Origin of the sequence: Pseudomonas simiae (assembly GCF_900111895.1) — a bacterium.
GTDB classification, from domain to species: domain Bacteria; phylum Pseudomonadota; class Gammaproteobacteria; order Pseudomonadales; family Pseudomonadaceae; genus Aquipseudomonas; species Aquipseudomonas simiae.
In genome coordinates this window covers 469,674-486,833 of record NZ_FOKB01000004.1, presented here as the reverse complement: position 1 = coordinate 486,833, position 17,160 = coordinate 469,674, and the positions used below count along the sequence as shown (strand labels likewise).

The following is a 17,160-nucleotide window of genomic DNA, read 5'->3' as shown; positions in this document are numbered from 1 at the left end:
GAAAAGCAATCTGCGGTACACAAAAAACTGCTTTTGATTTTAGGCGCACCGTCAAACACGCTGGCCGGAATTCGGCAGGGGTTACGGGCACATCGAGTCTAGGCGAGGTGCCGAGTGTTGGGGCAGGAGCCCTTTGCTTACTGTGGGGCTTTTCCACAGTGACCCGCCGTGAAGCCGGAACCCTAAGCCGCTGTTACCGCAGCAACGGATATGTACACCCCTCCAAAGGGCAAACCCAATGAGCCTATTGCCGTACGCCTGGGCCAAATCCCAACGCATCCTCCTGCGCCCCGGCGACCAAGGCATGCTACTGACGGTTTGCCCCTCAACCCCCGGCTGGTCGATCAGCGAAGTCCACCGCCAATTCGGCCAAACCCACCTCGAACAAGTACGCGATGACGAACTCGACGGCCTGCTCACCAGTGCCTACGCCGACACTGGTAGCGCCGCCGCCGTCGTCGGCGCGGCTGAAAACGAGGTAGACCTCGACCGCCTGATGCAAGATATGCCCGAGATCACCGACCTGCTCGACACCCAGGACGGCGCGCCAGTCATCCGCATGATCAACGCCTTGCTCACCCAGGCCGCCCGCGACGAGGCCAGCGACATCCACATCGAACCCTACGAAACCCACTCCGTAGTGCGCTACCGCGTCGACGGCACCCTGCGTGACGTGGTGTCGCCACGCAAGGCGTTGCATGGCGCGCTCGTGTCACGGATCAAGATCATGGCCCAGCTCGATATTGCCGAAAAACGCCTGCCCCAAGACGGTCGTATTGCCCTGCGCGTGGCCGGGCGGCCCATCGACATTCGGGTGTCCACGGTGCCCACCGGCCATGGCGAAAGAGTCGTCATGCGCCTGCTGGACAAACAAGCCGGGCGCCTGCAATTGGAGACCCTGGGCATGGCGCCGCAATTGCTGGCACGCCTGGATACGCTGATCCGCCAACCCCACGGCATCGTGCTGGTCACCGGCCCCACCGGCAGCGGCAAGACCACCAGCCTGTATGCCGCCCTGGCGCGGCTGGACGCGAGCACCAGCAATATCCTTACCGTGGAAGACCCGGTGGAGTACGACCTGCCGGGTATCAGCCAGATCCAGGTCAACGCCAAGATCGACATGACCTTCGGCCTGGCCCTGCGGGCGATCCTGCGCCAGGACCCGGACATCATCATGATCGGCGAAATCCGTGACCTGGAGACCGCACAAATCGCTGTGCAGGCATCACTCACAGGTCACTTGGTGCTGGCGACCTTGCACACCAACGATGCGGTGTCGGCGGTCAACCGGCTGATTGATATGGGTGTCGAACCGTTCCTGTTGGCGTCATCGTTGCTCGGCGTGTTGGCCCAGCGCCTGGTGCGGCGCCTGTGCCCGCACTGCAAGCAGGAAGACCCGTCCGCTCCCGGTACTTGGCGCCCTGTGGGCTGCGCACAGTGCAACCAGATCGGCTATAGCGGCCGTACCGGGATCCATGAGTTGTTCTGCGTCGACGACGATGTACGCAGCCTGATCCACCAGGGCGCCAACGAGCAGGACCTGCGCCTGGCCGCCCGTCGCGCCGGGATGTTCAGCATGCGTGAAGACGGCGAGCGCTGGGTGCACAGCGGCGCCACCGCGCCGGAAGAAATCCTGCGTGTGACACGGGACGCCTGATGAATCGCTATCGCTATGAGGCCGCCGATGCCAACGGCAACGTCGAGGCCGGGCATGTGGAGGCCGACAGCCAGAGCGCGGCGTTTGCCAACTTGCGTAGCCGAGGCTTGACGGCGTTGCTGGTGCAGATCGAGGGTAATCAGCAAGCCGCGGCCGGCAGCAGCCTGTTCACTGCCAAGCTGTCGGACAACGACCTGGCCTGGGCCACGCGGCAACTCGCAAGCCTGTTGGGCGCGAGCCTGCCGTTGGAAGCCGCGTTGAGTGCCACGGTGGAGCAGGCCGAGAAAAAACATATCGCCCAGACCTTGAGCGCGGTGCGCGCCGATGTGCGCGGTGGCATGCGCCTGGCGGATGCGTTGGCGGCGCGGCCACGGGATTTTCCGTCGATTTATCGCGCGCTGATTGCGGCGGGGGAGGAGTCCGGCGACCTGGCCCAGGTGATGGAACGCCTGGCCGACTACATCGAAGATCGCAACAACCTGCGCGGCAAGATCCTCACCGCGTTTATCTATCCTGGCGTGGTGGGGTTGGTGTCCATTGGCATTGTGATTTTCCTGTTGAGCTATGTGGTGCCGCAGGTGGTCAGTGCGTTCTCCCAGGCGCGCCAGGATTTGCCCGGGTTGACCCTGGCGATGCTCAATGCCAGCGATTTCGTCCGCGCCTGGGGTGGGTTGTGTTTTGCCGGGATGGTCGGTGGTTTCTGGAGCTGGCGCCTGTATTTGCGCAACCCGGTGGCACGTTTGAGTTGGCATAGCCGGGTGTTGCGCTTGCCGCTGATCGGGCGTTTCGTGCTGGGCCTGAACACTGCGCGGTTCGCCTCGACCCTGGCGATTCTCGGCGGTGCCGGGGTGCCGCTGTTGCGCGCCCTGGAAGCGGCGCGGCAGACCCTGTCCAATGATCGCCTGAGCCAATGTGTCAACGACGCCACCGCCAAGGTGCGCGAAGGCGTCAACCTGGCCCCAGCGCTGGCGGTGGAAAAGGTGTTCCCGCCGGTGTTGATCCACCTGATCGCCAGCGGTGAAAAGACCGGCGCGTTGCCGCCGATGCTGGAGCGTGCGGCGCAGACCCTGTCGCGGGATATCGAGCGCCGGGCCATGGGCATGACCGCGTTGCTGGAGCCGTTAATGATTGTGGTAATGGGCGCCGTGGTGTTGGTGATCGTCATGGCGGTGCTGTTGCCGATCATTGAAATAAACCAGCTGGTCACCTAGCTCACCCGACCGACCTCGGGTGCCTTGTAGCGTCACATTTTCACACCCTGCGCGGGCTCCAGCCACGCCTGCTGAAACCTCGCTGTCACCTGCGCCCAAACCGCTCGAAACCGTGACCAAAACACCCGAGAATCTTTTTAAAAATCAAGGCGTTCCTCCCGAGGTTTTTTCCCATAACCGTCATCGGAAACTGCGACTTTCTCTCCCATGGTTTTACCCCTGGCCACCCCCGTAGCTACCCCAGGTAGTTCAGGCTCGGGACCGAAGCCATGGCGTCATGCAAGAGCCCTCTACCCCAAACGTACAAACACGACGAAAGGAGATTCTTCATGTTTAAGCGCAACGTTCTCGCGGTATCCGTGACCCTCGCCGCACTGTGCTCGGCCCAGGCTGCAATGGCAGACATCAATGGCGGCGGCGCGACTCTGCCACAGCCGCTGTATCAAACCGCTGGCGTACTCACCACTGGCTTCGCTCCGTACATCGGTGTGGGCAGCGGCAACGGCAAATCGGCGTTCCTGAACAATGACTACACCAAGTTCGTGGCTGGCGTGACCAACAAGAACGTGCACTGGGCTGGCAGCGACTCGAAGCTGAGCGCCACTGAGCTGTCGACCTATGCGTCCACCAAGCAACCTGCCTGGGGCAAGCTGATCCAGGTGCCTTCGGTAGCCACTTCGGTTGCCATTCCGTTCAACAAGGCAGGCACCAACGCGGTTGACCTGAGCGTTGACCAACTGTGTGGTGTGTTCTCCGGTCGTTTGACCACTTGGAACCAGATCACCAACTCCGGCCGCACTGGCCCGATTGCCCTGGTGTATCGCAGCGAGTCCAGCGGCACCACTGAACTGTTCACACGCTTCCTGAATGCCAAATGCACCGAAGCCCAACCTTTCGCTGTGACCACCACCTTCTCTTCAAGCTACGGCGGTGGTCTGCCATCGACGGCGGTGGCCGCCACTGGCAGCCAGGGCGTGATGGATGCATTGAACGCCGTTGAAGGCCGTATCACCTACATGAGCCCGGATTACGCGGCGACCACCCTGGCCGGTCTGGATGACGCCACCAAAGTCGCCAAGGTTGGCGGTGTTTCCCCTGCACCTGCCAACGTCTCGGCTGCAATCGGCCTGGTTCCAGCGCCAACCGAAGCCCGCGCTGATGGCTCGTTCATCGACGCTACCAACCCGGACAACTGGGTGCCGGTGTTTGCTGCCACTGCAAGCGGCCCAGCCACCTTCGCTTACCCCTCCAGCGGCTACCCGATCCTGGGCTTCACTAACCTGATCTTCAGCCAGTGCTACGCCGACGCTACCCAGACCACCCAAGTGCGCAGCTTCTTCGCTCGTCACTACGGTGCTTTCGGTAACAACGACACCGCCATCAGCAACAACCGCTTCGTACCGCTGCCAGCCAACTGGAAAAAAGCCGTGCGTGACACCTTCGCCACAGCTTCCAACGCTCAAGGCATCGGCAACACCAGCGTCTGCAACGCCATCGGTCGTCCGCTGTAACCCAAGCTTCCACGACCCGCACTACCGATCAGCAACGGCCTGTGCCGTTGCTGATTTTTTTGCGTTAACAGCCCTGCATGAACTTTCCATGACAGAAGTTCAGTCCCGCGCCTTGCCAACCGCCTAACCCTCATACGTGAGGCTGTCTTGCTCCCAGGCGATAACAAAGAAGGAAGAGTCCCGATGGTCCGCTGCAAAACACCGGTTAACCTCAAAGCCCCAGTGACCGTCCTGCGCCTCAAGCCTTTGGCGCAGGCCATCGCCTTGTTGATGGTGGCCGGTAATGCCCAGGCGGCTACGGCGTTCAGTTCCGGCTGGTTTGCCGACAAGGGCGCTTCCCAGGCGAGCACGGCCGCGCGGACCGGTGCCGGCCAGGTGCCCGGAATTCCTTCGCTGAACCAGCAGGCACAGGCCAAGCAGCAGTTGGCGCGTTCCATCAGCACGTTGAACACCAGCGTCGCGGCGATTGCGGCTCAGCAGGCGGCGCAAGCGGCGGGGCGTCAGGCAGCGTTCGGTCAGGTCTCGAACATCCCAGACGGTTTGGGCAAGGGCGGCCTGCAGGTCGATAACAGCCTGACCCAGGGCTGGACCAACGCCAAGGGCCCGATCCAGAGCCAATCCGGCGGCAAGACCACGGTGACCATCGAGCAGACGGCCGACAAGGCGATCCTCAACTGGGAAACCTTCAACGTCGGGCGCAATACCACCGTCGATTTCCAGCAGCAGTCCACTTGGGCAGTGCTCAACCGCGTCAATGACCCGAATGCGCGGCCCAGCGAAATTCAAGGCCAGATCAACGGCGCCGGCACGGTGATGATCATGAACCGTAACGGTGTGGTCTTCAGCGGCACCAGCCAGGTCAACGTGCGTAACCTGGTGGCGGCGGCCGCGACCATGACTGACGACCAGTTCACCCAGCGCGGGCTGTACGTCGACACCAATGGTACTCAGCCCACGTTCACCGACGCGGCGGGCAAGGTTGAAGTACAGCGCGGCGCGCTGATCCAGACGCACACTGCCGCTACCTCCACGGACTCAGGCGGCTATGCCTTGTTGCTGGGCAGCGAAGTGGAAAACGCCGGGACTATCATCACTGCCAAGGGCCAGGCCACCCTGGCGGCCGGCGACAGCTTTTACATTCGCAAGGGCGTCGGTACGGCGGGCAACGACCGCTCCACCACCCGTGGCAACGAAGTGGCGACCAGCCTCAAGGCCGGCAGCACCGCGGGGAACGTCACCAACAGCGGCCTGATCATGGCCTCCACCGGCGACATCACCCTGACCGGCCACCAGGTGCAACAAAACGGCGTGGCCCTGGCCAGCACCTCGGTGGATACACGCGGCACGATTCACTTGCTCAACGCCGCCAGCGACACCCGCGGCAGCGTGACCCTGGGCGAAGGCAGCACCACCGCGGTCCTGCTCGACGCCAGCGGCAGCACGGCCCTCAACAGCCAGAAAGACAACGGTCTGATCAAGCTCGACGGCACGCCCGCCAACCTGATCACCGGGCAGTTCAATAACCTCAGTGCTGTGGTTGACCGTACCGATCAGTCGCGCATCGAGATTGTCAGCGGCGGCACCGTGGACTTCCAAAAGGGCTCGATCACGTTGGCCACCGGCGGCCAGGTAGCGGTCAGCGCCGGCCAGCGCAGCCTGGTGCGCGATGGCGCGATGATCGACGTGTCGGGTGCCATCGGCGTCAAGGTGGCGATGGAGTCCAACGCCATCAAGATCAACGTGCAGGGCAATGAGCAGCGCGATGCGCCGGTCAACCGCGACGGTGGGCAACTGATCAACAATGATGTGTGGGTCGATCTGCGCGAGCTGGTGTTCGTGCCGGCCGGCACCAACGGCTACGCCACCGACCGTTGGTACACGGCCGGCGGCTTGCTGGAAGTGGGCGGCTACCTCGGCACCCAGGGCCACTCGGTGGGCGAATGGATGGCCCAGGGCGGCACCGTGACCTTTACCGGCAAGGAGGCGGTGACCCAAAAGGGCGCGCAGATCAACCTGTCGGGCGGCACCGTGGATGTGCAGGCTGGTTACATTCAGCAGACCTGGCTCAAGGGCCCGGATGGCCGCTTGTATGAGGTGTCGAAAGCGCCGGGCGACATTCTCTACTCCGGTTTCTACAAGGGCTATGAAGACACCAGCGTCCGCTGGGGCCAGACCGAGTCTTACTACAACCCGCTGATCGCTCCCCAACGCCGCTATGAAGCCGGTTACACCGTGGGCCGCGATGCCGGCAAGCTGGTCATCGGTACCTCCAGCGCAGTACTGGAAGGCCAGGTGATCAGTGATGTGTTCCAGGGTGATCGCCAGACCCAGGCACCGACGATCAACCTCGACGGCTACCAGCAATCCCAGAAAGCCAGGGCCCAGCGTGCGCAACTGATCATTGGCCAATACATTCCGGTCTACAACAAAACCACCGGCACGCTGCGCTATGCCCTGAGCGGTACGTCCGACCAGGTGCTGATCGACAGCAACACGCAGAAAATCGCCGACGGCCTGGACCTGGGCACTGTGCTGCCGTCCGATCGCCAGGGCAAGATCCTGCTCGACAGCGATCAGCTCAATGGCGCCCGGTTGGGCGCGGTCAAAGTCGCTGCCAAGCAACAGGTGAACGTCAATGGGGCGCTCAGCGTGGCGGACGGTGGCGATATCACCTTGTTCGGGCCGGGTGTGCAGATCAATGCCAACCTCACCGCCCACGGCGGCAGTGTCAACGCCGGCAACATCCTCAGCCAGGTCGACCCGCTCAAGGCCGGCGAGGTGACGGACACGATCCTGGCCGGTGGTTCGAATGTGAACGTCGCCGCCGGCGTCAAACTGGACACCAGCGGTCGCTGGAATAACCTGGCCCTGGACCCGGCCGCCAGCGCAGGTGTGGCCTATGTGAACGGCGGCAAGGTATCCCTGCGCAGTGCCAGCAATGTGAACCTGGCCGCCGGCAGTGTCGTGGATGCGTCTTCCGGGGGCACCCTCGGCGTGGATGGCAAACTCACGGGCGGCAAGGGCGGCAATGTGACCCTAGGCGCCCTGGGTGCCCTGGCCTTGGAGGGTGACGTGCGCGGCTATGGCGTCAACGGCGGCGGCACCCTGGCGTTGCAGGCGCATAAAGTACAGATCGGCGAAAGCACCAATGCGGTGGGCAGCGACACCCTGAAACTGGCCGGTGATTTCTTCAACAAGGGCTTCTCGGCCTACGACATTACCGGCAATGAAGGGCTGATCGTCACCGACGGTACTCAGGTCGACGTCAGCCTGCCGGTCTTTCGATTAGGCGCACAGGCCTCGGGTATGCCAACCGGTAGCGATCCTGCCACCGCACTGGAACGCTGGACGCCGCCGCTGTATCAGGAAGACGCTGCCAAAGGCGTGCTGACCCAACGCCGGGGCGCCGGTGTGAGCCTCACCGCCGGCCATGTCAATTCCACCGCCGCGCAATTGGCGACCACGGCGCTCACCGTCGGCCAGGGCGCGGTGATCCATGTGGACCCCGGCCAGGCGATCAACCTGCGCAGCGTCGGCCAATTGACGATGGACGGCACGCTCAATGCCTGGGGCGGCAACGTGAGCCTGGGCGGCTTGACGACGGGCGCCTCTGAAGCGGTGAATGCCATCGGCCATGGCCGCTCGATCTGGGTCGGCGAGCAGGCGGTGATCGACGTCTCGGCACGGGCTGCGACGGCGGTGGACAACCGTGGGCGCACTTATGGCCTGGTGCGCGACGGCGGCAGCCTCAACATTGGCGGCACGTTCGACCTGAACACCGGCCTGGCCAAGGCCAGTGATTTGTTCGTGGTGGTGCGTAACGGCGCGCGCCTGGAGGCCTCCGGCACCCAAGCCCTGATAAACGTGCCGGGGCAAGGCGCTGTGCAAGCGGCCAGCAATGGCGGCAGCATCACGCTGGCGTCCAATAACGGCTTGTACCTAGAGGGCAGTTTTGTCGCCAGGGCCGGGGGCGCCGGTGCGGCGGGCGGTAGTCTCAACGTGGCGTTGGACACCCCGTATTACCAGAAGGCATCTGTCACCGATCGCGTCCTCAAGGTGCGTGAACTGGTGTTGGGTCAGGCGCATCAACCGACGGCGCTGGCTGGCACTGCTGAAGACGCTGCCGCGAGCCTGGCGTATGGGCAGGGGCGGTTGGGTGTGGATCAAGTCAGCGCGGGTGGTTTCGATAACCTGGCGCTGTTGAGCAACGGCCTGTTGAGCTTTGACGGTGACGTTACCTTGAACATGGGCCAGAGCCTGCGCCTGTACAGCCGTGGATACGGCCTCAGCGACAATGCAGCAGGCAACTCGCGCATCAACCTGTCCGCGCCGCACCTGCTGTTGGCGGGTTTCCTCGCACCTGAAGAGACGGGCAAAGACCTCTATGTGCGACCGGTGCCGGTGCTGCCGGCCCCGTCCCAGCAGGCAACCGAGGCGCAATTGACGGCCACCGGCAGCCTGATCGACGTGCGCGGCAATGTCATCTTCGGTAACCGCAGCCACGTGTTTCGGGCGGACAACAGCCAGGCCAGCCTTGAGCGTCGGGGCTTCGACCAGGTCAACCTGACCAGCCAGGGCGACCTGCGCTTTCTCGCCGGTGCGGCCGAGAATGACATCATTACCGGTGTCAGCACGCAGTTGCTGACCCAGGGCGATATGACCTTGCGCGCCGCGCAACTGTACCCGGCCACTGAAGTCAGTGCCCGCGTCATCGCCGGCTACCGGGGGCAGTCGACCACCACCTCCCTTGACCTGGATTTTGATCCCTTGCGTACGCTGACCATCGGTCGCGTGGGCAGTGCCGACGCGCCTATCCCTTATTCGGCGTTCGGCCGCCTGCAACTGGGCGCGGCCACGGTGCGCCAAGGTGGCGTGGTGCGCGCGCCCCTGGGGTTGATCGATATCGGCAGCATGGGCAGCAGCGTTGTGCAACTGTTGCCAGGCAGCCTGACGTCGGTGAGTGGCAAAGGCCTGGTGCTGCCCTATGGCGGAACGCTGGACGGCCAGGTCTACAAATACAACGGCAAGACGGTGAAATTTATCGGTCAGGGGGGCGTGGTCACTCGCGAAGGTGACCTGAATGTCGGGGTCATCCTCGGTGGCAAGACGATCAGTGTGTTGCCTGACGCCACGTTAGACTTGTCCGGCGGAGGCGATTTGCTGGGTGCCGGCTTTGTTTCAGGGTGCGGTGGTTCCACGGATGCGCGCTACAACCCGTTGGTGCAGTTTGGTGCCAATGGCGGGTTCGTGCTGCCGGGGCTGTCCACCAACCCGATCTATGCGATTGTGCCGGGGATCCAGCCAGGCGCCGCGCCGGTCGCGGCGGAGGGCGGGGCCGTGACGCCGTTGGTCGGCCAGCAGATCACCATCGGCGCCGGTGTGCCCGGTTTACCGGCGGGCACTTACACGCTGATGCCGTCGACCTACGCGTTGATGCCAGGTGCCTTCCGCGTCGAGATCAATGGCCTGGCCGGGCAGGGCAGCGGGACCGCGACCACCTTGATGCGCAACGGTTCGTGGGCCACTTCCGGGCACCTGTCGATCGCCCATACCGGGATCAGCAACAGCGTGGCCAGCCAATTGACCCTGACCTCGGCCGACACCCTGCGCCGCTATTCCGACTACAACGAAACCCGTTACGCCCAGTTCGCCAGGGCCGATGCGGCCAGGTTGGGTGTGCCACGGCCGATGCTGGAGGCCGATGCGAAGACCTTGAAACTGGCCCTGCGTCCGGGAGACGGCGCCGAGGCCTTCTCGTTCCAGGGCATCGGGCGCTTCGGGGCCGCATCGGGAGGGTATGGCGGCACGGTGGCAGTGATCGACCGCAGTACCCAAGGAATCGAAGTGGTCGGCGCGGGGCAGTCGGCGACAGCCGGGTTCGCCGGCATCACCTTCAACGCCGACAGCCTGAATGCACTGGGGGCTTCGCGGTTGGTGGTGGGGGGGATGACGGTTGTGGAGTACGGCCAGTCCGGGAACTTCATTTACCTGGCGAACGGGGTCAATCGCGCCGATAGCAACGTGATCTTGCGAAATGGCGCAACCCTTGCGGCGCCGGAAGTGTTCCTGGTGAGTAACACCGGCTCGATCATCGTGGAGCAGGGGGCCTCGATCAACACCCTGGGGCGCGGTAATGCCAGCTACGATGCCCGTGACGGCTATATCTACCAGGTGGCCAACACGCTGGCGGTGTCCAATGGCCTGCTCAACGTGATCAGTGCGCCCAAGGTGGGCAGTGTGATCAGCCAGGGGATCAATATCGGTGCCTGCAGCAGTGGGGTGTGCGGTGGCCAGACCGGGCTGTACTCCAACGGCAGCATCGTGGCCCTGACCGACAGCACCTTCCAGCTCGGCGAACAGGTGCGTTACGGCACCCGTCACCTGAACCTGGGCGTGAGCACCCTCAATCTGGGCAGCGCCGAAGCCCTGGCCGCAGCGGCGGCGGCGAATCGCTTGCCGACCGGGCTGACGCTCAGCCAGGCACTGCTGGATCGATTGCTGCGCGGCGATACGCAGTTCGGCGCCCCGGCGCTGGAAACCCTGCAGCTCTCGGCCCGCGACGGATTCAACTTCTACGGTAATGCGGTACTCGACACCTATGACCCGCTCACCGGCAAATCGCTGCTGAGCAACCTGATGCTATCCACCCCGGCCCTGTACGGCGCCGGGGGTGCCAACGACGTGGCGTCGATCCACACCGCCAACCTGATCTGGCTGGGCGCGATCACGGCGCCGGGCGCGGTGGTAGCGGGTGGCGCGGGCACCGGCAGCGGGCGCCTGGACGTCAACGCCGAACGGATCGAGTTCGGTTATGGCGCCTTTGGCCAGCCGAGCAACGTGAAAAGCTTCGACCGTCTGGCCCTGGGCTTTGCCAATGTCACTCTCAACGCCAGCGAGCGCATCACGGCCAACCATAAGGGCAGCCTGTCGGTGTATCAGCGCCAGGGCGCGTATGACCCGGTCAGCGGCTTTCAGTACAGCGGCGGCAACCTGACCATTCGTACGCCGTTGATGACCGGTGAAGCCGGCTCGGTGAACGTGATCAAGGCGGGCGGTGCGATTGATATCGGCGCCTCCGCCGGCCCGCGTGGCACGGCCAGCGGCCAGGGTGCCGAGCTGTCGCTGCAAGGCGAGAGCATTCGGGTGGCCAGTGCGGTGGTGCTGCCCAGCGGCAAAGTCAGCCTCAGCGCCCGTGGCGATGTGATGTTGACCGACGACGCCTTGATCGACGTGGCCGGTCGCGCCATCCCCTTCAACGACGTGACCCAATACGGCTGGGGCGGCGATGTGCTGCTGGACAGCCGCAGCGGCAATATCCTGCAGGCGGCGGGGTCGACCATCGACCTGTCCGCCAAGCACAACCAGGCCGGTAAGCTGCGCGCTGTGGCAACGGACGCGGCCGGGGGCATCGTCGACCTGCAAGGCAAGATCCTCGGCAGCAGCAGCGGCCACTACCTGGCCGGCGGCACCTCAATACCGTACCTGGCCGGCACCGTGGAAATCCAGGCGCAACGCCTGGGCAGCAGCGGCGCCCTCGACCAACAGTTCGCCGACCTCAACCAGCGCCTCAACAACGGCGAAGTCTTCGGTGCGCGCAGTTTCCAGCTCAAGCAGGGTGACCTGACCATCGGCAACGGGCTCAAGGCCGGCACCATCAGTGTGTCGGTGGACAATGGCAGCCTGCGCGTCAACGGTCTGGTGGACGCCAGCGGCGAGCGGGTCGGCAGCATCAACCTGGCGGGCAAAAATGGCCTGACCCTGGACAGCACGGCGGTACTCGACGCCCATGGCAGCAAGCTGCGGGTGGACAGCTACGGCAAGATCATCGACGCGCCGAACCGCGCCAGTGTGGTATTGGGGTCGGGCACCGGCCAACTGACCCTGGCCGATGGCGTGCGCATCGACCTGCGCCATGGCACCGACGGCGCGGCGGGCAACGATGGGCGCAATCGCGGCACCCTGGCGCTGAACGCGCCTCGGTTGTTCAACCCGGACGGCAGCAGCAATGACATCAATATCGATGCCAGCGGGCGCCTGATTGTCCAGGGCGCACGCTCGATAACCCTCAACGGCATGGCCACCTACGACGATGCGCCGGAAAAAACCGACCCGACCGCCAGCGGCAGACCGTATCAGGAGATCACCCAGGGTTACCTGGATGGCAAGCACGCCTTGAGCGAGGCGTTTATCAATGCGGCGAAGAGCAACCTGAACTTGCTGAACAACAAGCTCGCCGGGTTGAACAACGCCACTTATGCCGATGCCTTCCATCTGCGTCCTGGCGTGGAAATCGTCAGCAAGACCCCGGACGGCGATTTGGTGGTGCAGGGTGATCTGGACCTGTCCGGCTACCGCTATGCCAGCCTCAACCCCAATAGTCAGAAGGACAACTCTATTTATGGTTCCGGCGAGTCCGGCAGCCTGACCCTGCGCGCCGGCGGCGACCTGAATATCTACGGCAGCATCAACGACGGCTTCGCCAAGCCGCCGGTGTCCGAGGATGACAAAGGCTGGGTGCTGTTGCCGGGTGTCGATTTCAGTGGTGGGAATATCGTGGTGCCGGGCAACGGTGTGACCCTGGCGGACGGCACCGCCTTCCCGGCCGGAGCCACGCTTAACTACGACTTGCCGATCAAAGGCTTGACGGTGGCTGCCGGCACGCGCTTGCCGGTCGTCGCGACATTGGCCCAGGACCTGGTGCTGCCCGCTGGCAGCGTGTTGTCGGCCGATGTGCGCGATGGCAGCGGTAACCTGCTGTTCGCCGCCGGCACCTTGCTCAGCCAGGCGCAAACCCTGGTGGCGGGCACACAACTGGGCGCCGGCATGCTGTTGACCGAGGGCACCCGCCTGCAAGCCATGACCTGGCCTAAAGGGGTGCCGTTGCCCACCGTGCACGGTGCAACGCTGGCCAATAACAGCGTATTGCTCAGCGGCAACAAGGCCTTGCCAAAAGGCGGGTTGATCCCCGCCGGCACCGATGTGAAGTTGCCCAACGGGGCGACGTCGGTGCAATTGCGCGTCGGCGTTTCCGGCGCCGCCGGCCAGGTATGGGCGATCTCGCCGATGCTGGCTGAAGGTACTCAATCGTGGTCGTTGCGTCTGGTGGCAGGCGCCGACACCGAGGCGGCTGACAGCCGTATCCTGCAAGCCCATCCGCGCAGTGGTGAGATCCACTTGGCGGATAACCACTACGGCATGTTCGCCAAGGAAATGCCGGCCAAAGGTGTGCAGACCTGGACCGCCCAGGCAGTGATTGATATGGGATTTGCCGGGGTGGTCGTTAAGGAGGGCGACCCGATTGACCAGGCGGTACTCGACGGCTTCGGGTTGGGTTCAATCGAGGACTTCTGTGCCGCAACGCCGGAGTACTGCAAGCCCAAGGTGACGTATGTGTTTACTCAATATGCCGCGGATGATTTGGCCAATAATGGGATCAACGTCGTCGTCGGCACCGAAATGACCGATGCTTTTTTCCAGAGTATCGGTTACCCCTCGGTTGAGGAGGTGTGTGCCACTGCTCCGGACTATTGCCTGCTGAAGGCAGACAAGGAATACGCCGCCGTACCCTCAAGCACGCGATTTAGCGTCATCCGCACCGGCACAGGTGACCTTGAGCTGTTGAGTGCGGGCAGCCTGAGCATGGATTCGTTGTACGGCGTCTACACGGCCGGCACCTCGTCGACCGGCACCTTTGCCGGCGACCCTTACAACCTGCCCAAGGCGAAGCCGGCAGGCGCTGACCCTGCGGCCAAAACCGTGCTGAATGACACCGGCAGTTTCTTTGAAAAGTTCGTCAATGGTTCGCCCACCAGCATCTACCGTGCCTGGTACCCGGAGGCCGGGGGCAACCTGACGCTGACTGTCGGCGGCGACCTGACCGGCAACATCACCAGCGTCACCGGTTTGAACCCTGCGCGACCCAACCCACGGGATGCCGGCGTGGACTCGGCGGCCGTCGGCAACTGGTTGTGGCGCCAGGGCAGCAGCGACGTGGCGACAGGCGGGCAAGCCCAGCCGACGGCGTGGTGGATCAATTTCGGCAGTTACACCGCGACGACGGCGGCGGACAAACTGCTCGGCTTTACCGGCTTCGGTGCCCTCGGCGGCGGGAACGTGGATGTCGATGTCAGCGGCAACGCCGGCGTATTGAACACGCTGGGCTACAGCACCCAACATGTCGAGGCGAACCCGCATAGCCAGGGCCTGGTGCTGGCCGTGGGCAGTACGGGCCGTGTCGCCAGCGATGGCAGCCTGCAGTTGACCGGTGGCGGCGATCTGCGTGTGCGCATCGGTGGGGCACTGAACCCGGCCAGCGTCGCCGATAGCGGTGACCATCGCGATGGTGTACTGGTCAACCTGCGGGGTGACGTGCAGTTGCGCAGTGCCACCGTGGGCAGCGTCGACGTGATGTATGGCAGTGTCGCCGGCGTCCAGAGCCCCGGCGAAACCCGTGCATACGATCCACTGGTCGCGACCCGTGGGGTGGCTCGCGGCGGGATGACCCTGGTGCCAGGTGACGCCACATTCAACCTGCAGACCCTGGGTGACCTGGTGGTGCAGAACGTCGAAGACCCGGGGCGAGTCGTGCTTTCCCATCTGTCCCCCTTCGCTCAAGGGGCTGAACAGGGCACCGGTACCAGTTGGTTCACACTGTGGACCAAGGGCACGTCGATCGACCTGTTTTCCTTGGGCGGCAACCTGACGCCCTTCAGCCGATCCGACGCGACGGCCGACTTGGCGGTGGTCTATCCGTCGATCGTCAGGGCTACGGCCGCCAGCGGCAGTCTGTATTACGGTAAAGCGGCCCAGGCGCAGGCCAACGGCGACAACAACTACACCTACCCACTGCTATTGGCGCCCGGCGAGAACGGCCAGCTGCAGTTCATGGCCCAGGACTCGATCTACGCCGGCGGCATGACCGTCAGCCAATCCGGGACGGCGCAGAGCACCACGGCGACCCCTTGGCATCCGGCGTATCAGGGCCGCATCGGTAACGCGGTGAAGGCCAGCAACCTGTCGGTCAACGGCAACTCGGGTAGCCAGCCGTTATTTGTGTTCGGGCCGGGTACGGCTGCGCTGTCACCCGGTGGCAGTGCTGAACCTGCGCGTTTCTACGCGATTGACGGCGATCTGGTTGGGGTCAGCAGTGGCCGAGTGATTGCGTTCGGTACAACGGTGGGCAGCTTGCACGAAGGCCAGACCTGGTATGAGGGCAATGGATCGGTATGGATGATGGCTGGACGGGATATTGTCAGCAGCGGTCGGCGCTTCGGTCAGGACTCGCTTGCTGTTGCAGGCATGCGCACCCAGGATAACCTGATCATTCACGACAACCCTAACGACATCTCCGTGGTGTCCGCCGGACGCGACATTCTCTACAGCAACTTCCAGGTCGCTGGCCCCGGCCTGCTGGAGCTGTCGGCGGGACGCAATATCCTCCTGAGCGGTTCCGGGGCGTTGGGTGAGTCCAGCGTGACCAGCCTTGGGCCCCTATTGGCCGGGGACAACCGTCCTGGGGCGAGTATCGTCATGCAAGCAGGTGTCGGCCCCCATGGACCGGATTACCTGCGCTTCGTCGAGGCGTACCTGAACCCCGTCAACCTGGCGCAACCTGGCGAGTCGATTCAAGGCAATAAGGTCGCCAAGACGTACGAAAACGAACTGGTCACCTGGCTCGCCGAGCGCTTCGGTTTTGTCGGCGATACCGCACAGGCACGCGCCTACTACGCGGCACTGCCCGCCGAGCAGCAACGGGTGTTCGCCCGCGACCTGTACTTCGCCGAACTCAAGGCCGCGGGGCGTGAGTACAACACTGACGGCAGCGTGCGCCAGGGCAGTTACCTGCGTGGTCGTGCCGCCATTGCCGCGCTGTTCCCGGACAAGGACGTGGCCGGCAACCCGATTGCCTACACAGGCGACATCACACTGTTCGGCGGCTCGGGTGTGCACACCAACTTCGGGGGTTCGATCCAGATGTTCACCCCAGGCGGCAGCCAGACCTTCGGCATCGAGGGCGAAGCGCCGCCGTCGACGGCGGGGGTGATTACCCAAGGCGCCGGCGATATCCAGCTCTATTCCATGGGGAGCATCCTGCTCGGCCAGAGCCGCATCATGACCACCTTCGGGGGTTCGATCATGGGTTGGACCAGCGAGGGCGACATCAACGCCGGTCGAGGCTCCAAGACCACCGTGGTGTACACACCGCCCAAGCGTGTCTATGACAACTGGGGCAATGTGGCCCTGTCGCCGTCCGTGCCGAGCACCGGTGCGGGGATCGCCACGCTCAACCCGATTCCGGAAGTGCCGGCGGGGGACATCGACCTGATCGCGCCGTTGGGCACCATCGACGCGGGCGAAGCGGGCATTCGTGTGTCGGGTAACGTCAACATCGCCGCCTTGCGTGTCGTGAACGCGGCGAATATCCAGAGCCAGGGCAAGTCGTCCGGGGTGCCGGTGTCTGCTGCGGTCAACACCAACGCCATGACGTCGGCCAGCGCGGCGGGGGCGGCGGCGTCCCAGGCGGCGGAAGACGCGGCGCGCAGCCAGCAGGCGGCGGCCAAGCAGGGCCGGCCGTCGATCATGACGGTTGAGGTGTTGAGCCTGGGCAACGAACCATTGCCGCAGGAGCCTGCACCGGCGCAGAAAACCTCCGGCTACAACCCTGACAGCCCGGTGCAGGTACTGGGCGCGGGGCCGCTGAGTGAACAAGCGCGGGCACGGCTGACGGAGGAGGAGCGCAAGCAGATCAGTTTGTAAGGCGTTTGAAGGCCGTGTGGGAGCG

4 protein-coding genes are annotated in these 17,160 nt (G+C 64.1%); all 4 read left to right on the top strand.

Translation table 11 applies throughout. The annotated features are described in order from the left end of the window. Positions 1-238: 238 nt before the first annotated feature. The 4 genes from gspE to BMZ57_RS15600 all read left to right on the top strand — a co-directional run bounded on the left by gspE (position 239) and on the right by BMZ57_RS15600 (position 17,135). Complete coding sequence (gene gspE / locus BMZ57_RS15615) at positions 239-1,657, top strand: type II secretion system ATPase GspE (protein WP_010211148.1); 1,419 nt, start codon at positions 239-241, stop codon at positions 1,655-1,657. Beyond that, the gene (gspF, locus tag BMZ57_RS15610; RefSeq protein ID WP_069672680.1) at positions 1,657-2,868 is read left to right on the top strand and encodes a type II secretion system inner membrane protein GspF; all 1,212 of its coding nucleotides are present in this window, start codon (positions 1,657-1,659) and stop codon (positions 2,866-2,868) included. Before gspE ends, gspF begins: the two co-directional genes overlap by 1 nt. Before the next feature lie 329 nt (positions 2,869-3,197). Continuing rightward, positions 3,198-4,379: a substrate-binding domain-containing protein gene (locus BMZ57_RS15605; RefSeq protein ID WP_010211146.1), complete on the top strand. Its 1,182-nt coding sequence runs from the start codon at positions 3,198-3,200 to the stop codon at positions 4,377-4,379. Positions 4,380-4,562: 183 nt separating this feature from the next. Beyond that, positions 4,563-17,135 carry a filamentous hemagglutinin family protein gene (locus BMZ57_RS15600; protein WP_069672679.1) on the top strand — a complete coding sequence of 4,191 codons (12,573 nt, stop codon included), beginning with the start codon at positions 4,563-4,565 and terminating at the stop codon, positions 17,133-17,135. The last annotated feature ends 25 nt before the right edge of the window (positions 17,136-17,160 follow it).